This is a genomic window from Streptoalloteichus hindustanus (assembly GCF_900129375.1).
Taxonomy (GTDB): domain Bacteria; phylum Actinomycetota; class Actinomycetes; order Mycobacteriales; family Pseudonocardiaceae; genus Streptoalloteichus; species Streptoalloteichus hindustanus.
Genome location: NZ_FQVN01000005.1, coordinates 188641 through 206996, shown reverse-complemented (window position 1 = coordinate 206996; position 18356 = coordinate 188641). Strand labels below are relative to the sequence as shown.

General features: G+C 71.2%; 17 protein-coding genes. 5 read left to right on the top strand and 12 right to left on the bottom strand.

What is annotated here, in order from left to right:
• Positions 1-46 precede the first annotated feature (46 nt).
• The 3 genes from BUE43_RS16915 to BUE43_RS16905 all read right to left on the bottom strand — a co-directional run bounded on the left by BUE43_RS16915 (position 47) and on the right by BUE43_RS16905 (position 3187).
• The gene (locus BUE43_RS16915) at positions 47-823 is read right to left on the bottom strand and encodes an SDR family NAD(P)-dependent oxidoreductase (protein ID WP_073484234.1); all 777 of its coding nucleotides are present in this window, start codon (positions 821-823) and stop codon (positions 47-49) included.
• Between the two features lie 163 nt (positions 824-986).
• A complete protein-coding gene (locus BUE43_RS16910; RefSeq protein WP_073484233.1) occupies positions 987-1763 on the bottom strand; it encodes an SDR family NAD(P)-dependent oxidoreductase in 777 nt (258 codons plus the stop codon).
• A gap of 14 nt (positions 1764-1777) precedes the next feature.
• Positions 1778-3187: a flavin-containing monooxygenase gene (locus BUE43_RS16905; RefSeq protein ID WP_143174211.1), complete on the bottom strand. Its 1410-nt coding sequence runs from the start codon at positions 3185-3187 to the stop codon at positions 1778-1780.
• Between the two features lie 83 nt (positions 3188-3270).
• Here BUE43_RS16905 and BUE43_RS16900 point away from each other — a divergent pair, with 83 nt between their 5' ends.
• Positions 3271-3936 carry a TetR/AcrR family transcriptional regulator gene (locus tag BUE43_RS16900; protein WP_083959756.1) on the top strand — a complete coding sequence of 222 codons (666 nt, stop codon included), beginning with the start codon at positions 3271-3273 and terminating at the stop codon, positions 3934-3936.
• A 66-nt stretch (positions 3937-4002) separates the two neighbouring features.
• Here BUE43_RS16900 and BUE43_RS16895 read toward each other — a convergent pair whose 3' ends face one another.
• The 3 genes from BUE43_RS16895 to BUE43_RS16885 form a co-directional block, all read right to left on the bottom strand.
• Positions 4003-5244 (bottom strand): aminotransferase class I/II-fold pyridoxal phosphate-dependent enzyme, encoded by a 1242-nt coding sequence (locus BUE43_RS16895; protein WP_083959755.1) that lies wholly within the window; start codon positions 5242-5244, stop codon positions 4003-4005.
• Between the two features lie 168 nt (positions 5245-5412).
• Positions 5413-6978: an MFS transporter gene (locus tag BUE43_RS16890; protein WP_073484229.1), complete on the bottom strand. Its 1566-nt coding sequence runs from the start codon at positions 6976-6978 to the stop codon at positions 5413-5415.
• Positions 6979-7012: 34 nt separating this feature from the next.
• The gene (locus BUE43_RS16885; protein ID WP_073484227.1) at positions 7013-9208 is read right to left on the bottom strand and encodes an MMPL family transporter; all 2196 of its coding nucleotides are present in this window, start codon (positions 9206-9208) and stop codon (positions 7013-7015) included.
• Between the two features lie 371 nt (positions 9209-9579).
• Between BUE43_RS16885 and BUE43_RS16880 the strand changes: the two genes are divergently transcribed.
• Complete coding sequence (locus tag BUE43_RS16880) at positions 9580-10044, top strand: hypothetical protein (protein WP_143174210.1); 465 nt, start codon at positions 9580-9582, stop codon at positions 10042-10044.
• A gap of 4 nt (positions 10045-10048) precedes the next feature.
• Positions 10049-10558 (top strand): hypothetical protein, encoded by a 510-nt coding sequence (locus BUE43_RS16875; RefSeq protein WP_073484224.1) that lies wholly within the window; start codon positions 10049-10051, stop codon positions 10556-10558.
• Positions 10559-10648: 90 nt separating this feature from the next.
• Here the strand turns inward: BUE43_RS16875 and BUE43_RS16870 are convergent, their stop codons facing one another.
• The 6 genes from BUE43_RS16870 to BUE43_RS16850 all read right to left on the bottom strand — a co-directional run bounded on the left by BUE43_RS16870 (position 10649) and on the right by BUE43_RS16850 (position 16962).
• Positions 10649-13138, bottom strand: a complete 2490-nt coding sequence (locus tag BUE43_RS16870; protein ID WP_073484222.1) for an ABC transporter permease — start codon at positions 13136-13138, stop codon at positions 10649-10651.
• Positions 13132-13896, bottom strand: coding sequence for an ABC transporter ATP-binding protein (locus tag BUE43_RS16865; protein WP_073484221.1), 765 nt, complete (start codon positions 13894-13896; stop codon positions 13132-13134). Before BUE43_RS16865 ends, BUE43_RS16870 begins: the two co-directional genes overlap by 7 nt.
• On the bottom strand, positions 13893-14024 hold the full coding sequence (locus tag BUE43_RS35625; protein ID WP_268844432.1) for a hypothetical protein: 132 nt from the start codon (positions 14022-14024) through the stop codon (positions 13893-13895). Before BUE43_RS35625 ends, BUE43_RS16865 begins: the two co-directional genes overlap by 4 nt.
• 130 nt (positions 14025-14154) lie before the next feature.
• Complete coding sequence (locus tag BUE43_RS16860) at positions 14155-14811, bottom strand: response regulator (RefSeq protein ID WP_073484219.1); 657 nt, start codon at positions 14809-14811, stop codon at positions 14155-14157.
• On the bottom strand, positions 14799-16061 hold the full coding sequence (locus BUE43_RS16855; RefSeq protein ID WP_159447747.1) for a sensor histidine kinase: 1263 nt from the start codon (positions 16059-16061) through the stop codon (positions 14799-14801). Before BUE43_RS16855 ends, BUE43_RS16860 begins: the two co-directional genes overlap by 13 nt.
• Before the next feature lie 43 nt (positions 16062-16104).
• Positions 16105-16962: a TetR/AcrR family transcriptional regulator gene (locus BUE43_RS16850; protein WP_200797559.1), complete on the bottom strand. Its 858-nt coding sequence runs from the start codon at positions 16960-16962 to the stop codon at positions 16105-16107.
• A 69-nt stretch (positions 16963-17031) separates the two neighbouring features.
• On the opposite strand from BUE43_RS16850, the gene BUE43_RS16845 reads away from it, so the two are divergent.
• Positions 17032-17811 (top strand): CPBP family intramembrane glutamic endopeptidase, encoded by a 780-nt coding sequence (locus BUE43_RS16845; protein WP_200797558.1) that lies wholly within the window; start codon positions 17032-17034, stop codon positions 17809-17811.
• Between the two features lie 46 nt (positions 17812-17857).
• Positions 17858-18331 carry an NUDIX hydrolase gene (locus BUE43_RS16840; RefSeq protein WP_073484216.1) on the top strand — a complete coding sequence of 158 codons (474 nt, stop codon included), beginning with the start codon at positions 17858-17860 and terminating at the stop codon, positions 18329-18331.
• The last annotated feature ends 25 nt before the right edge of the window (positions 18332-18356 follow it).

Sequence of the window (18356 nt, the reverse complement as noted above, 5' to 3'; positions counted from 1 at the left end):
CAGGTCGACGTCGTCGGCGGCGGATCACCGCGCGCGGTTGGCTCCGTCAGTTGCGGAAAACAGTTCGGTACACGTATCTGCTCACCCGGTGGACGAGCGCGCGCGGCAACACGCGCGCCGCGTTGACGACCAGCCGGTAGCGCAACCCGGGAACGGTGACCACCCGGCCCCGGCGATGGTTCCGCAACGCTTCCGAAACAACGTCGTCCGCATCCTGCCACACGAATTCGGGAACATCGCTGACGTCGATTCCTGCTCGTTCGTGAATTTCCGTCCGGGTGTATCCGGGGCACAGCGCGGACACCCGGACTCCCCGATCTCCCAACTGCACGGCGAGCGATTCGCTGAACACCGCCACCCACGCCTTGCTGGCGGCGTAGGCGGCGTCGGCGTCCCCGGGGACGAGGCCGGCGACCGAGGCGACGTTGATGACGTCACCCCGTCCCCGGGCCAACATCCCTGGTAGGACGGCGTGTGTGAGCCGCATGACGGCCCGCACGTTGAGCCCCAGCAGGCGGTCCTGCTCCTCCCTGGTGTTCTCCCAGAACGCGGTGGCCAGGCCCATTCCCGCGTTGTTCACCAACAGGTCGATCTCGGTGTCGGAAATCCTGTCAGTCACCTCGACACAACCGGCCTCGGTCGACAGGTCGGCCACGACGGGCGTGACCGACACCCCGTGGCGGGAGGCGAGCCGCTCGGCGGTCTCGCCGAGCCGGTCCCGGCTCCGGGCCACGAGCAGGAGATCACTTCCCTCGGCGGCCAATCTCCGCGCGAATGAGCGGCCGATTCCGGCGGTCGCGCCGGTGACGAGTGACAGCCCCACGGCGAGGCACCGTAGCAAGAGCGGTATGCCGGCCGGGCAATTTTCACCGCGTTCTCAGAAATCACCGCGCCGGCCCGCGCCCTGGAACGGAAGATGCCGACGAAGGGCCTAGTTCGCCGATGCCGTTCGGCCGATGTCGGTGTACGCCGACCCGCTAATCCGTTCAATGCGCTCCCCTCGCGCGCCACGCCTCGAACAGCGCGCCGATGGCGGGCAGGCTGATCCCGGCGCTGACGCCGCCGTCGAGGTTGATCGCCTGCCCCGACACGACGGGACAGTCGTCGGCGACGAGGAAGTGGACCGCGGCGGCGACCTCGGCCGGTTCCAGGACGCGACCGAGGGGCGCCGCGAGGGTCGTGACCGCCTCCTCGACCACGCCGGTCTCGGTGGCCAGCATGGCGGTCCGCACCGAGCTCGGGCAGACGCAGTTGATCCGCACGCCCGCGTGGCCGTACTCGACGGCGGCGGCGCGCGTCAGCGCCAGCACCGCCGCCTTGGACATCGAGTAGGCGGCGTAGCCGGGCACCCCCTGGACGGCGGCCAGGGACGCGGTGTTGACGACGGCTCCGCCACCGGTCATGTGCTTCGCCGCGTGCTTGATGCCGTAGAGCACGCCGAGCGTGTTCACCCGCATCACGCGCAGCACCTCGGCCTCGCCCAACTCCGCGATCAGGCCGTCGGAGTCGACGCCCGCGTTGTTGACGCAGATGTCGATGCGGCCGTCGCCGGCCACGCCCGCCATCAGCGCGGCGACCTGGTCCTCGTCGGCCACGTCCGTGCGGACGTAGTGCCCTCCCAGCTCGGCGGCCAGCGCGCTCGCGTCCGTCAGGTCGGCCAACGTCACCACGGCGCCCGCGGCGGCGAGCCGGCTGGCGATCGCGCGGCCGATGCCGGCCGCGGCGCCGGTGACGACAGCGGTCTTGCCCTGTAAGGAAAACATGGGGCCTCCTCGTCTCACACGCCCGGACGGCGGGCGATCTCGGCGAACGACTCGTCGGTCAGGGCGGGCCAGCCGAAGGCGGTGCGGAGATCGGCCAGCGCCTGCTGGAACGTGTGGGTCTCGACGTAGGGGACGTGGCGCGGCGAGTCGAGGTAGGGCACGCCGGCGCGCAGGTCCACCTGGTGCTCGGCGCGGCGCTTGCGGAGCTCGTCGCGGCCGGCGGGCGGGAGCAGCAGGTCCATCGCGACCAGTTGCGCCATCTCGTCGAAGCGGCGGTACGCGGCGTCGGCGAACTCGACATAGCCCAACAGGTAGAGGTCGTCGGTGTGCCGGGGGAACACGCGGAGGTAGAGATCCGGGTGCCCGTCCACCCAGTCCAGGGCGGCGTCCGCCAGGTACGGCAGGACAGTCCGGTACCCCGTCGCGTACAGCACCAGGTCGACGGTTTCCCTGCTCCCGTCCGCGAAGACGACCGTGTCGCCGTCGAGTTCGGCGATGTCGGGCTTGCCGATGACGTCGCCGTGCCGCAGGTGGTGCGGAATCCGGTCGTTGAGGATGGGGTTCGACGTGAGCACGGGGTGATCCGGCGCGGGCAGGCCGAACCGACTGAGGTCGCCCACCAGTCCGTCGAGGATCGCGTTGGGGTCCGGGGGAAGCGTGATCCCGGGTGGCAGCGGCGCGCCGCGTTCGAGAAAGGCGTCGGTCGGGATTCCGAAGAGGTGCTTGGGAATCACGCGGTAGCCGCGTCGAACGCTCCACAGTGTCCGGTCGGCCGTCGTCGCGGCGTCGCAGGCGATGTCGACGCCGGAGTTGCCGCCGCCCACGACGAGGACGCGTCGCCCGCGGAAGATGCGGTCGTCGCGGTAGTCGACCGAGTGCATGGTCCGGCCGGTGAAGTCTCCCGGGTAGCTGGGGAGGTTGGGCACCCACGTCATTCCGGTCGCGCAGATCACCGCGCGGTAGACCAGGGTCCGGCCGTCGTCGAGCGTGACGTGCCACCCGTCGAGGCCGCGTTCGACCCACCGCACCTCGACGCCGAACCGGATGTGCCGGCGGAGGTCGAAGAACTCAGCGAAGGAGCGGAAGTAGTCGAGCACCTGACGCCACGACGGGTAGTCGGGGTAGTCGGCCGGCATCGGGTAGCCGTAGCAGCTCGACGTGAAGCGCGACGAGATGAGGTGCGCGGTCCGGTACATCGGGCTGCCGGGGTTGTCGGGGTCCCAGATGCCGCCGACGTCCCGGTGCCGCTCGAACTGGTCGTAGGGGATGCCGTGCAGCCGGAGCTGCCGGGCGGCGACCAGCCCGGCCGGCCCCCCGCCGATCACGCAGACCGGGCTGTCGTTGCTGGTGCCGAGCATGTGCTTCCCCTTCGTGCGCCGGACGCCTGAGGACTCGACGATCTCCTGGTCGCGGGTTCTGGTCAATCGTCCAAGTCGGTGGGTTTGGTCGGTCGACCAAGTCTTCCGTCCAGGACGATCGTCCGTTACCCTGGCGGCCGGGAGGCGCGATGACCGACGAGGCGACGGGCGAGCGGCGGATGCCGGCGGAGGAACGACGGCGCGAGCTGGTGGCGGCGGCGTTCCGGGTGATGGCGCGGGAGGGCATCGCCGCGGCGTCCACCCGGGCGATCGTCGCCGAGGCCGGGATGCCGTTGGGCGCCTTCCACTACTGCTTCCGCTCCAAGCAGGAGCTGTTGCGGGAGTTGATGACCAGCTCGGCGCGGGAGGCCGCGCGCGCGGCGGTCACCGCGCTGCGGCCGGGACTGGACGTGCTGGGGTCGCTGCGGGACGGTTTTCTCGCCTACTGGCAGGTGATCGAGGCCGAGCCGGCCAAGCAGATGGTGCTGCACGAGCTGACCCAGTACGCCCTGCGGCAACCCGAGCTCGCCGACCTGCCGCGGTGGGAGTACGAGTCCTATGTGGACGAGACCGTGCGGTACCTGCGCGCGGTGGGCGACAACGCCGGAGCGGAGTGGACCCTGCCGGAGCGGGTGCTGGCCCGCATGGTCGTCACGGTCACCGACGGCGTCACCCTGGGTTGGCTCGCCGACCGGGACAGCGACGCGGCCCTGGCCGCGCTGGAGGCCTTCGCCCGCCAGTTCGCGTCGCTGTCCCGGCCGAGGGCGCCCCGACGTGGGGAGGGGCGGGCCAGGGGCTCCCGTCAGGCGCGATGACGGGAGCCCCTGGGTCCGGGGTGACCAGTCCCCGTCCCCGGGGCTGGTGTCACCGGCGTGGAGTGGTCAGAACCGGTGCTTGTTCCTCAACGCGGCGAGCACGTCGAAGAAGCGAGCGATGTGCTCGTCGGAGTGCTCGACGTTGAGCATCAGCCGCATTCCGGCGCGGTTGCGCCTGACCGCCGGGTACCGGAACACCGGCACCAGGAAGCCCTTCGCCGCGAACTCCCGGCGCACGGCCTCGGCCTTGTCGTCCTCCCCGATCAACACGCTGGTGATGTAGGACGGGGTCTCGTTGACGACGCAGCCCAGCTCCACCAAGTGGTCGCGGAACTTCTCGGACCGCGCCAGGAAGTCGTCCACGATGCCCGGCCGCTCCTGGATCAGCTTCATGATCACGGTCGCCGCGCTCGCCGTGGGCGGCTGCATGGTCGCGGTGAACGACGACGTCCCGGCCAGACCCTCGAAGGCGTAGACGAAGTCGCGCGGGCCGGCGATGCCGCCGCCCTCCAGCCCGACCGACTTCGAGAACGACACCATGTGGAACGTGACCCGGCGCAGCGCCTGGAACTCCTCGTGGAACGGGCGGTTCGGCGGGCCGTAGACGAGAAAGCCGTTGGCGTCGTCGACGTAGCTGAGCGCGCCGTGCCGCTCGCAGACGTCGATGAGGGCCCCGACCGGAGCGACGCTGCCGTCCGCCGAGTAGACGCTCTCGAACATCACGACGACCCGCCGGCCGACGAGCCGGTCCAGCACCTTGTCCAACGACTCGGGATCGTTGTGCGCGAAGCTGAACAGCCGCTCGCCGTACCGCAGCGAGTCGCACGCCTTCCACATGCTCCAGTGGCTTTCCCGGTCGAGCACGAACACCGTGTCGCCGTTGTCGATCGACACCGACCGGCCGAGCCTGGCCGCCCTGCTCATGGCGTGCACGAAGCCGACGTTGGCCAGCATCCCGCTGGCGAAGCTCAGGCTCCGCTCCTTGCCGGTGATCCGGCACAGCTCCGCCTCCAGCTCGACGTGCGGCCGCACCGCGCCCTGGATCATCCGCGAGCCGCCGGTGGCCAACCCGTAGCGGGCCGCCGCGCTGGCGAAGTGGAAGCCCACGTCCGGCCGCACGTGCATCGCCAGGAAACTGCAGCTGGCGAAGTTGACCAGCTCCCGCCCGTCGTACTGGATCACCGCACCGGACGCGCCGTCCAGGACCGGGGGCTCGTAGGCGTACCCGTGCAGCTCGGCGTCCCGCACGAGCCGCCGGAAACCCCAGTGTTCGGACACGTCGTCCGCCCGGGTGTCAGTGATGGTCATGCTTCCCCCATTCGTTTCGATCTCCCCTTGACGGGGACGGGCGGGCGACCGGACGTCGCGCTGTCCCCGGTGGCCCTGGCTGGCGCCCGCCCCGCCCACCCCGGTACGCGGTTCGCGCGCACCGGGAGTCCTTCGTGGACCGTCCGCCTGTCCGTCCTCAGTGGACGGTCATGGTGTCCCTCCTGGAGCCGTGGACGATCCCGCCAACTCGTGGTCGTGCCGTGGCAGGAACAGCCGGGCGACGACGACCCCGGCCGCCACGAACACCAACGCGGCCAGGGCGGCGGCGCGTAGGCCGGTGAGGAAGGAGTCAACCGCGACGGCCCGCACGAGGGCGCCCGCCGCACCGCCGAGCTGGTCGGCCACCGCGGTCGCCGCCTCGATCGACCGCGCCACCTCCTCGGACCGACCGTCCGGCACGCCGCGCGCCCCGCCGACCGCGCCGGCGTAGGTCCCGGCGAACACGCTGCCCATCACCGCGATCCCCAACGACCCGCCCAGTTCCACCGCGGTCTCGTCGATCGCGCCGGCCGGGCCGGCCTGGTCCGGCGGGACCGAACTCATGATCGTCTCGCTGCCGGCGGTGACCGCGACACCGATGCCGACGCCCTGGATTCCCAAGGCCGCCAACGCCAACCACTCGTGGTTCCACCAGCCGAGCAGCGACAGCAACGCCAGACCGAGCCCGGTGGCGCCCAGCCCCGCCATGATGAGCGTGCGCGCGCCGAACCGGCGCATCAGCGGCGTCACCACGACGGCGGCGAGCAACGCGCCACCGGCCACCGGAAGGATCTTCAGCGCCGTCGCGGCCGGGTCGTTGCGCTGCACCGAGACCAGGTACTGCGGCACGAGGAACGCCGTCCCGGTCATCGCGAAGTAGGCCAACGCCACGGACAGGCTCGCCGACCAGAACCGCGGGCGACGCACCATCGCCAGGTCCACCAGGGGGTGCTCGGCGCGGCTCTCCACCCGCAGGAACAACGCGCCCAGCGCCACGGCCACCGCGAGCACCAGCACCGTGCGCACGCTGAGCCAGCCGGCGTGCGGCGCCTCGATGACGGCGAACACCAGCGCTGTCAGGGAAAGCGCCGACAGCGCCATGCCGGGGTGGTCCAGCCGGCGCCGTCCCGGCGCCCGGGACTCGGGCACCAGCGCGCCCGCCAGCACCGCCGCGACGACCGCCAGCGGCACGTTGGCCAGGAAGATCGCGGACCAGCCGAACAGCTCCGTGAGCAGGCCGCCGGCGATCGGGCCGAAGGCGATGCCCAGGCTGATCACCGCCGTCCACGCCGCCAGCGCCTTCGCCAGCTCCTGACGGGGGAAGGTGTTCCGCAGGATCGACAACGTCGCCGGCATGATCAGCGCCGCGCCCACGCCCTGCACCGCCCGGGCCGCGACGAGTTGGCCCGGCGTGGCGCACAGCGCCGCGAGCCCGCTCGCCATACCGAAGGCGGCCAACCCGACCAGTAGCACGGCGCGGCGGCCGAACCGGTCCGCGACCGAGCCCGCCGCGATGAGCAACGCGGCCAGCGCGAGCACGTAGGAGTCCGCGATCCACTGGAGTGCGGTGTTGTCCGCCTTCAGCTCGGCGCCGATGGTGGGCAGGGCGACCGCGAGCGTGAGCGTGCCGAAGTTGACCGCGAACAGGGCCACGCACAACGCGACGAGGATCGCCCTGCGCCGCGGGTGTCCCACCGGTTCCTCCGCGACCGCCACGACCTGTTCGCGTGCCATCCGCCCCTCCCCCAGTCCAGGTCCCCGCGGCCGGTCAGCCGCGGACTTCCAACCGCTTCCTGGTGTCGTTCGCGTCGCCGGCGTCGTCGGTGTCTTCGGCGCCTTTCTCGGAACCGGACACTGGTCGAACGTCCGCTGCGGAGCGTCCCCGCATGGCGGGCCAGAACGTCCACCTGCCCAGCAGCGCCACCAGTGCCGGCACCAGACCCAGCGCCATGGCGAACACCGTCAACGCGATGCCGATCGCCACGGCGAACCCGATCTGCACGAGCATTCCCACCCCGGCGAGCAACAGGGAGGCGAAGCTGGCCGCGAGGATCGCGGCGGCGGCCAGCGCCGACGGCCCTGCCTCGGTCATGGCGCGCACCACCGCCCCGCGCACGGGCAGCCCCGCCCGCAGCTCCTCCCGGATCCGGGCCACGACGAGGATGTTGTAGTCGGTGCCGATCGCGACGACGAAGAGGTTGATCAGCACGGGCAGCAGGAACATCAGCCCCGGTTCCCCGAGCAGGTTCTGGAACCCGACCACCGTCAGGCCCAGCGCCCCCAGGAAGTTCAACGTCACCGCGACCATGAGGAACAACGGGGCCACCACGCCGCGCAACAGCAGCACCAGAATCAGCCCGATCACCAACGCGGCCAGGGGAAGCACCGTGCGCAGGTCGTCCGCGACCGTCGCCCGGATGTCGACACCGGTCATCGTCTCGCCACCGACCAGCACCCGGACGCCCGGTGGCGCCTGACCGGTCACGGTCGGTCGGAGTCGGTGCTCGACGTCGTCGAGCGCGGCCCGGGACGACGGGTCGTGCGCGAGCAGCACGGGCAGCCGGATGACGTGCCCGTCCGCCGACACCTGCGGCTCCATCAGGCCGGACACCCCGGACACCTTCCGCGCGGACTCGGCGACCCGGTCCACGACCTCCGGCTCCACGGCCGCGCCGGTGTTCTCCAGGTACACGTAGGTCGGGCTGAGCGCGCCGGCCGGGAAGCCGGACTTGAGGTCCTGGTAGGCCCGGTTCGACTCGGAGTTCCGGGGGACGTCGTCGAGGAAGTTGAAGTTGGGCTGGTACCCGAGCGCGCCCCACGCCGACGCGGCCAGCACGAGCGCTGACACCACGACCGTCCACACCGGACGGCGCACCACGGCGCGCGCCGTGCGCGGCTCGGTCACGGCCCGGTGCCGCCGTCCCGAGCGCGACGGCCAGAAGACCGCCGATCCCACCAGGGACAGCACGGCGGGCACCAGCGTCAGCCCCGCCAGCATCATGATCACGACGCCGACGGCCACCGCCGGCCCCAGCGTCGACAGCAGGGTCAGGTCCGACAGCGCCAGCGCGAGGAACGCGCCGACCACCGCGAGCGCGGCGGACGCGATGACCTCGGCCACGTGGTGCGTGGCCCGCCGCACGGCCGTGCGCGGGTCGTCGCCGAGTTGGAGGCGTTCCCGGACCCGGAAGAGCACGAACAGGATGTAGTCGGTGCCGATCCCGAACAGCACCACCAACATCAGCGGCGGCAGGAAGCTGCCCACCTTGAAGTGCAGTTCGCTGGCCAACAACGCGACCGCCGCGGAGGACGCCACGTAGACCGCGCCGACGACCACGATCGGCAGCAGGGTGGCGAGCACACCGCGGAAGACGATCAGCAGCAGCAGGACGACCAGACCGCCGGTGACGTAGGTCAGGATCTCCTCGGCGTCCACGAAAGCCGTGTCGTAGTCGAGGGAGATGGCCGCGTCACCGGTCATCCCGACCCGCAACGAGGTGCCGGTGAGCCGGTTCGCGCTCTCGGCGCGCAGCCTGGCGACGGCGTCCTTGACCGCCTGGTCGTCACTGGTGCCGGAGAGGAGAACGCTCGCCAGCTGCACGCTCCGGTTGCGTGCCACCGCGTCCTCGCCCGTCGCGATTCCCTTGACCCGGTTGACCTTCAGGCCGTTGAGCGCCTCGACGGTCTGGTCGACGCGCTCGATGTCGCCGTCCTGGAGCGGCTGCCCGTCCCTGCGGGCGAAGACCATCACGGCGGGAGCGCCGGACTCGGCGGGGAAGGCGCGCGCCGCCAGCTTCGACGCGACCACGGACTCCTTGTCCGCCGGGAGGAAACCACCGCTGTCACTGCTGACGACCGAGGACAGGGCGGGCGCGAGCAGCACCAGCGCCGTCACCAGCGCCACCCAGATCCCGACCACGGCCCAGGCCCACCGCGTCACCACGCGGGCCAACCACCCCAGCATGCCCGATTCCCTCCGCCACATTGCGCGAGCGCACAACGGAAAACCATTCCGGCGATCGACCGCAGTCAAGCAAGGGAGCCTTGAACAACCCTGGAAACAACCAGCAAAACCGCTGCCATCTCCCCAAAGTGATGGCACTCACATACCGACCCCGCACCCGATGCTTCCGCACTCGCGGAGCTACGGATCGAGTTGAGCCGGGCCCCACCAGAGAAGATGATCATTCCCAACGGTGCCCCGTCCGCCACGCCCACCCGGGACACGCGAAGATCAACTCGTTGGGGTTCACCCCATGGGCGCACTTCCGAGCGACACAAGCACTCGATCAGGCGCTCGCTACCCGAATCACCACCAACTACCGTGCGTGATCTATGCGCAACGAACTGTTACCGGTAGTTCCGTTGCTCGCCCTGCTGCTCACCGCGTGCGATCCCGGCGGCCTGAACACCGGTGTCGGCGAGCCCTCGGCCAATCCCTTTGGCTGCACGATCAGACCGAACGATCCACACCTGTCCACCCACGCGGCGCAGAAGGGAGAACGCCGTATCAACGCCCAGGTGACAATCCGATGTGAGCACCCCGCGACCGACGTGAGCGTCACTTCGGTCCTCTACCGGCGCGACGCGGGCCATTGGACGGAGATCGACCGCGGCACCGGCAAAGCCGCCACCCTGAAAGCCGGAAACAAACTCGGCGCCAACGCCAACGCGCCGTGCGCCCCCGGCACCTACGAGACCCGTGGCCTGGCAGCCGCGACACTGCCGGACGGGCGACACGTCAAGACCGAGAAGGAACTGGTCAGCAAGCAGATCACCAACCCGTGTGACAAGAGGTGAGGCCGTGTCCGCCGACGCCCTGGACCCCCGCCGCGTCGACCAGGTTCGCACCGTCGTTGCCCGGCTTGAGGCCCTGGTCGCTCCCCTGGGCGGCCAGGTCACCGACGAGGGGGAGGATCTCCGCCAGGGCGTCGCCTCGCACAGGTGGACGATCCACCCGCCACGGGCGGGTCTGCCCACCACCGAGATCAACGCCTACCCCGACTCGTGCGCGGTGGCGGTCAACACCCCCGACGCCCCCTACGTCGAAGCCCGCTACGACGCGGACGACGACAGTCCGTTCGAGGTCAACCCCAACTCGCAGCTCACCTGGATCGAGGCCATGGTGCGCGCGGCCGTCGACGGCGGGTGGAGTTACCAACGGGACTACGCCGCCGACGGCGCCCTCGTCGCGACCCGAACCGAGATCGACGCGGACGGGTGGTGCGTCAGCCTCCACCGCAGGTACCTGTCCCAAGTCGAGGTCACTCACGTCGAGCACCACCCGATTCCGGGCTGGAGCGCCACGATCTGAAGATTCACAAGCGCGACGTGGGTGCCGGCGGCGCCGGCACCCACGCGACGGAACGCTGGTGTCGAACCGGGGTTGGCGGTCCGGACGAGGTCAGTGACGCTCCCGGAGGACGAGCCGGCCCGGGAGCACGACCGCCGTCATGGCCAGTGCCGACACCGCCCCGACCACGACCAGGTAGAACCACGACGGGATGGCCGGCCACGGTGTTCCGGTCAGTCCATAGGCGACAGTGACCATGGGGAGCAACGCGGCGGCGGTGCCGAGGACGATGGCGGCGGCGACCACGCTGAGGCCTTCGACGACCAGGGAGCGGGCGAGCTGCCGCCGGTCCGCCCCGATGCGGCGGAGCATGGCGAACGTGCCCGTCCGACTGGTGACCGAGAGGATCAGGCTGTTCGCCACGGACACGGCGACATAGGCGAAGAGCGCGAACAACGGGACAGTGCTGGCGGCGATTCCCGTGCTCACGGCGTCGCCTCCGGCGCCGAACGCCTCCGCCGCGCTCACGACCTCCCCCACCGGCGGGCGGCGGGAAAGGTCAGGCAGCAGAAGCAGATTCGCCGTGCGGCCGACCGGTTCCGACACGGAGCGGTGGTCGGTGAGCGTGTCGTAGTTCAACAGCACGTCGCCGAGACCGAGACCGCGCTCGAAGACCCCCACGACCTGGGGCTTCACAGTGGTGCCGTCAGCGAGGACGAACTCGACCTGATCCCCCACCGCCGCGCCCAGTGCCGCCGCCGTCATCGTGCCGAGCACGGCCTGGTCCGTGCCCAACGTGGTGGTGGGGTCCCAGGTTGAGCCGGGCCGCAGGCCGAGGTCGAGCAAGTCGCCGGCCCTGTCGCGCACACCGGTGGCGGTGTAGCGGAAGGTTTCCGGGCCGCCGAGCACCGTGGTCACACCCACCACCTGTTGGCGGACAACAGGAGTCACCGGGCGGTGTTGATCACGGGAGCGAGGAACCGCGCTGGGGAGACCGTATCCGGCCGCGACCACCGCGTGGTCGACCTTCAGTCCCGCTGCCGCCTCCCGTTGCGCGGCGGCGGAGAGCGAGGCCGGGACGAGGATCTGCACCAGGGAGATCCCGACGATCAGCATCATCGGAGCGACGCCGGCCGCGAGCCTGCTCGCCTGCCCGGACATCCCGGCTCCTGCCAACCACCGGTGCGGCGTCGTGGACGCGAGAAGACGGCGGGAGACCACCTGGAACAGCGCGCCGACAACAGGTCGGGTCAGGAGCGCGGTCCCGAAGACGAGCAGCAATCCGCCGCCACCGGCGACGGCCACGCCGACGATGCCATCGACCACGAGCGGCAGCAGCGATGCGGCGACCCCGACAACGGTGAGCACGACGCCGAGGACGAGAACCCACCGCGCCGGCTTCTGCTCTCCCGCCGCGGCCGAGGCCAACGCGGCCACCGGCGAGATCGCGGCCGTCCTGCGTCCGGCGGCCCACCCGGTGGCCAGCGCGACGAGAGTTGTCAGGAGGACAGCGGAAATCCCGGCGACGGCGTTGAGCGCGAGCGCGAAGTCGTGCGGCAGCAGGCCAACCGCCCGAAGCAGCCAGCCGACCACCTTCGTCACGACGCTGGCGGGAACCAGTCCCACGACGCCCGCGACGAACCCGACGGCGGCCATCTCACCGACCATGAGCCGTTCCATCTGGCGCGGTGTCGCGCCGATGGCGCGGAGCGTCGCGATCTCACGCCGGCGGCGCGACAGCGCCAACGCGCACGTGCTTCCCACGACGATCAACGTCACGAGGATGACGACGGCGAGGAGGGAGCCGGACAGGGTCCGCAGATCACCCCGGGCACGGGCGAGATCGGCGAACTCGATCTGGCCGCGCGCGTCTCCGGTCTCCACCACGACACCCTTGCGCTCCAACGCCGTGCGCAGGTCGTCAGCGACGTCCTCGGCATTCGGGGCACCGGCCGGGAGCAGGACCCCGACGGCCGCGACGTCCACCCGCGCGCCGCGCCGGGCCAGCGCTGTGGCGGCCTCGTCCGTCAGGTAGATCGCGGCCTGGCGGGGCGTCGCGCCGGTGGGCAGTGCGACAGTCCCGACGACCGTGCGCTTCTGCGGTCCCGCTTCGGTCAGGATCTCGACGGATTCGCCGGCGGACCAGCCCAGGGACTCGTCGGCCACGATCTGCCCGCTGTTGGTGGGCGCCGACCCGGACGTGAGTCCGAGCGGTCCGAGCTGCCGCGCCGACCAGCCGTGTGCCGTGACCGGAATCCAGTCCTTTGTGGACCGGGCCGCCAGCCGGGCCGCGATGTCGGGAACAACAGTCGCGCCCGCGCCGCGAACACGGTCCCTGATCGTGTCCACGACCTCGGCGCTGAGCGGGCGGGGACCGGGAAGAGCGACGTCCTTGTCCTTGCCCTCCCTGGTCACCACCGCCGAGCTCTCGCCGCCGACGACGATCTGCGCTGCCGCGTAGCGCTGCGTAGACGCCGTGTCAGTGCTGCCCCCGGCGAGCATCGACCCGCACACCGCGAGCAGAGTGGCGGTCGCGACGAGCGCGACCAGCGTGGCGCCGTTGCCGCCGAGTCGGCGCAGCCCACGGACGAGCGTCAGCATCCCGAGGCCTCCAGGCGCGCCATGTGGCGGAGCACCACGTCGACGGTGGGGGTGGTCTCCTCGTCCACGATCCGGCCGTCCGCCAGGAAGAGCACGCGGTCGGCGTGGGCGGCCGCGACCGGGTCGTGGGTCACCATCACGATGGTTCGCTGGTCCCGGTGCGTCAGCTCGCGCATCAACGCCAGCACCTGCCGGGCCGACCCGGTGTCGAGAGCTCCCGTGGGCTCGTCACCGAACACGATCTCGGGCTCGGTCACGAGAGCCCGCGCGAGCGCGACGCGTTGCTGCTGCCCGCCGGACATCTCGTGCGGACGCCGGCGCAGCAGAGCCGACACGCCCACCCGCTCGGACAACTCCCGCACCAGCTCCGGGTTCGCGCGCTGACCGGCCAACCGGACCGGCACCTCGATGTTCTGGTAGGCGGTCAGGCCGGCCAGCAGGTTGTAGGACTGGAACACGAAGCCGACGCGGTCCCTGCGCAGCATCGCCCGCTGGCTCTCGTCCAACCCGGTGACCGCGACCTGTCCGATGTGGACAGTCCCGCTGCTCGCCTCGTCCAGGCCGGCGGCGCATTGCAACAAGGTGCTCTTGCCGGACCCGGACGGCCCCATCACCGCGACGAAACTGCCGCGCGCCACGCGCAGGCTGACCGAGTCGAGGGCGCGGACCGCGCCCGGCCCTCGTCCGTACTGTTTGGACACATCGGTCATGCGCAGCGCCGGCACCGCGCCGCCGGCGGCGGTCGTCCCAGTGCTCATATCGTCAGCAGCACGTTGACGACCACGCCGATCACCACGATGACCAGCAGGATCCACGGCCACTGCCGCCGTTCCTCGCGGGGCTTCCACACCGCCGGCTCATCGGATCGCTCGGATTCCCTGGCCATTCCCGGCCTTCCTCGTCGTGCCTGGTCCCGTGGCTACGGGCTCGACACGAGACTAGGGACGACGCGTTCCGGGCACAGTGGCGTCACAACGCGAATCCGTGGTGGTGCCAGCGACACCCCCACGGGGTGCTCAGCTCCCCCGGCCCGCCTGGCGGAGATGCGCGAGCACGGCCCGTACCCTGCGGTGACCCGGGCTGGAGGGCGGCAGGTCGAGCTTGGTGAACACGTTGCCGACGTGCTTGAGCACCGCGCGCTCGGTCAGCACGAGCCGCTCGGCGATCTCGGCGTTGTCCAGCCCCTCCGCCATGAGCGCGAGCACCTCGCGCTCCCTCGGGGTGAGCGCCGACAGCGGGTCGGGGCGACTCCTGGCGACGAGCTGGGAGACGACCTCGCCGTCGATCGCGGTGCCGCCCTCCGCCACCCGGCGCACCGACCGGACGAACTCGGCCACGTCGCCCACGCGGTCCTTCAGGAGGTACCCGACGCCGCCGTGGCCGTCGGACAGCAGCTCGCGGGCGTACTCCTTCTCGACGTAGGAGGAGAGCACCACGACCGGCAGCCCCGGGTGCCGGCGGCGCGCCTCCGTCGCGACCCGCAGCCCCTCGTCCCGGTAGCCCGGTGGCAGGCGGATGTCGGTGATCACGATGTCCGGCGGATCGCCGGCCAGCGCCGCCGTGAGCGCCTCGGCGTCCCCCACGGCGGACACGACCTCGAACCCGCGTCCCCGCAACAGGAGCGTCAGGCCCTCGCGCAGCAGCGGCTCGTCCTCGGCGATCACCACACGCACGGCAGCTCCATCGTCACCTCGGTCGGGCCACCCGCCGGGCTGGTCACGGCGAAGGCGCCGTCGAAGGCCCGCAGCCGCGTCCGGATCCCGGCGAGCCCGGTGCCCTGGACACCGGTGGCCAGCATCTTCTCAAGGCCGCCGAAGCCGTCGTCGCGGACCTGGACGGTGAGGACGTCGGGCGAACGCCGCACGGTGATCCGCACTCGCGTGGGCCGCGCGTGCCGGACGGCGTTGGTCAGGGCCTCGGTGGCGGCGAAGTACGCCGCCGCCTCGACGGCCGCCGGGAGATCGCCCACCGACTCCGCCACGAGCTCGCACGGCACCGGGCACTCCTCCGCGACCGTGCGCAGCGCCCCGACCAGTCCCCGGTCGGACAGGATCGGCGGGTAGATGCTGCGGACCACGGCGCGCAGTTCGGTCAGGGCGACCTGGGTCTGCCCCCGGGCCTGCTCGGCGAACATGCGTCCCGGGTGATCAGCCGCCAACACCTCGTCGAGCAACCCCAGGTACATGCTCACGTTGACCAGACGGGCCTGGAGGCCGTCGTGCAGGTTCCGCTCGATGCGGCGCAGTTCCGTGCCGTGCGCCTCCAGGACCTCCGCCCGGGTGCGGGAGAGGTAGTCGACGCGCTCCGCCAGATCCACGGACCGGGGTGGGGTGAGCACCCGCTCGCCCCACCGCGCGTAGCCGTGGGCGATCTTGGGCGTGCACAACAACATCGCGAGATAGGCCAGGCCCACCAGGGGAACGAGCGCCGCCCTCGGCCAACTGGTCACGACGACACCGGGCAACGGCGTCACCGGGTCGCTGGAGGGCAGCGCCCACCACCACAGCGGCACGGTGATCGCGTTCACCGCGCCCAACGCCAGGTAGGCCACGACCCCGCCGAGCGCGAGGCCGACGGTGGCCGCGACGGCGACCCACGCCAGGTCGCGCCACGTCGCCGTGTCGGCGACCAGCACCCGGAACCTGTCCAACATGGAGGGACTGGGGACCTCGCGGTAGCGCTGCGACACCAGCCGGTCGAGCACCCGGCCGAGGCGGCGCCGCTCCCACGCCGTGAAGCGCCTGGTCACCGTGGCGACCGCCAGCAGAAGCGGTATGCCGATGCCGACCAGGCTCAGGACCAGCGCCACCGCCCATGCCACGAGCAGCAGCACCGCGAGCACCCCGGCCACCAGACCCGTGAGCAGGGCGAGGACAGCCCGGCCGCTGCGGCGGACCTGATCGCGGAACGCTGTCGTGTGCACGGCGTCAGTCTGTGCCATCGGAGTGTTCGGCTGCCCCACCGGCTCAGTCGGAGACCGGGGATTCCAGCGCCTGGCGGGTCCGCTCGATCCTCGTGTCGTCCCATGCGACCGATGGGTCGGGTTCGAGGAAGGCGAAGGCGATGCTGGCCACGGCGAGCGCCGTCTGGGACCACTCCGCGTCCTCGGTCGCGCCGAACGGACGGGCGCGGAGGTGTGCCGTCGCGATGTCCGGAGTGGACAGAGCGGTGACGGCCAGTCCGCGCATGCTGGCGAGCACGAGACCGGCCAGCGTCTCGAAGGTGGCGTTGAGCTCGGGGCGGAGCCGGTAGCCCAGCAGCTCCGCCAGGTGCTGCCACGACCGGGAGATCCGGTCCACGAAACCGCGCTCCGACTGGGCGAGGGCGTCCCGCACGTCGTCGCGGAGATCGCCGTCCTCCAGGCTCAGGAACGTCGCGTGCAGGGCGATGTAGGTGCGCCACTCCGTGGACCCGTGGAGGGTGTCGAAGTCCTGGCGCGCGCCCTGCCGGACCAGCTCCGCGAGGAGGGCGCGCCGCAGGTCCTCGGTCCGGAGCCAGTCGAGGTGTTCCCGCGCGACGCGCCGGACCAGCTCCACGGCGGCCTCGCCCCGGGCGTCGGTGGCGGGGGTCGCGGACCGGGCCAGCTCCCGCAGCAGGTCGCTGAAGAAGAGGTCCTTGTAGGGCCAGCGGCGGTAGACCGCGCTCCGGGCGACCCCGGCCTCGCGGATCACGTCCTCGAAGCTGATGTGCTCCAGGCTCACCGTCAGCCCCGCGCGGCTGACCATGTCGATCGCGGCGCCCAGCATCCGCTGCCCGGTCTCCTCGTCCGACAGGCGACGGCGGCGACGGGTCACCCCGGAGAGCCCTGGCGTGTCCTGCCCCAATGCACTAACCTCCTTTGAGACACGATGTCCCAAGTTTGACATCCCCTACTTCACGTTCGGAGTCCTGTGATGGACGTTACCAGCGCCCACGGCACGTCCCGGTCGACGACGTCGCCCCGCGCGTTCTTCGGTCTGGTCCTGCTCCTCGGCGTCCCGTTCTGGCTGCTCGGCGCGCTCTCCGGGGCGCGCCTGCCGGCCACCCTCCCGGTGAGCGCGCTCGGCTTCGTCTGCCCGCTCGTCGCGGCGGTGATCCTCGTGCGCCGGGAGGAGGGCGGTGCGGGCGTCAGGCAGCTCCTCCGCCGGATCTTCGACCAGTCGCGGATCACACGAAGACGCTGGTACCTACCGACCTTCCTCCTGATGCCGGCCATCGTCCTCGCCGCCTACTTACTCATGCGGCTCAGCGGACAGCCGCTTCCCGAACCGCGCATCTCGCTGCTGACCGGATTGGTCTACTGCGTCGTGTACTTCGTCGCCGCGGCGGCCGAGGAGGTGGGCTGGACGGGATATGTCACCGATCCCCTGCAAAGGCGGTGGGGCGCGCTCGGCGCCGGAGTCCTCATTGGATCGGTGTGGGCGGTGTGGCATGTCGTGCCCTGGCTCCAGGTTCGCGATGTCCGGTGGACCGTGTGGCAGTGCGTCCTCACCGTGGCGGCACGCGTCCTCATCGTGTGGCTCTACAACAACACGGGGCGCAGCGTGTTCGCGGCGATCGTCTGCCACGCCACGATCAACGTCAGCTATTCGCTCTTCCCCAACGAAGGCTCGCACTACGACCCCGCCTTCGTCGGCGCGGTCATGGTGGTCGCGGTCGTCGTCGTGACCTGCTCTGGGACACGACAACCCTGAGTCGGCTCAGGTGCGCCCATTCCTGATGTCCGGATACGGTGCCGGAATGAGCTTTCGGTTGGCTGCGTACGCCGTGTGCATCGAGGACGGGCGGGTGCTGCTCGCCCGGCACGTGTCAGCGACCAGGGAGAGCAACTGGACCCTGCCGGGCGGTGGGGTCGAGCACGGGGAAGATCCGTTCGACGCGGTGATCAGGGAGGTTGCCGAGGAAACTGGTTACGACGCGGTGGTCGAGCGCCTGTTGGGCGTGGACTCCCGGGTGATCCCGGTGGCCGAACGCCGTGTGCCCAGCCCGCTTCCACACCAGAATGTCGGGGTCTTCTACCGGGTCCGGATCACCGGTGGCGAGCTCCGGCCCGAGCCGGACGGCGAGATCGCCGAGTCGGTGTGGACGCCAATCCCGGACGTCGCGCACCGACGCCGGTCGTCGTTGGTCGACGTCGGCCTTGCCCTGGCTCAGACCGTTCCCGCGACCGGCCATGTCGCTGCGGTCCCGGTCGGCGGCCTGATCCAGCACTGAGGCCGCGCGCCGCCGACATTTCGGT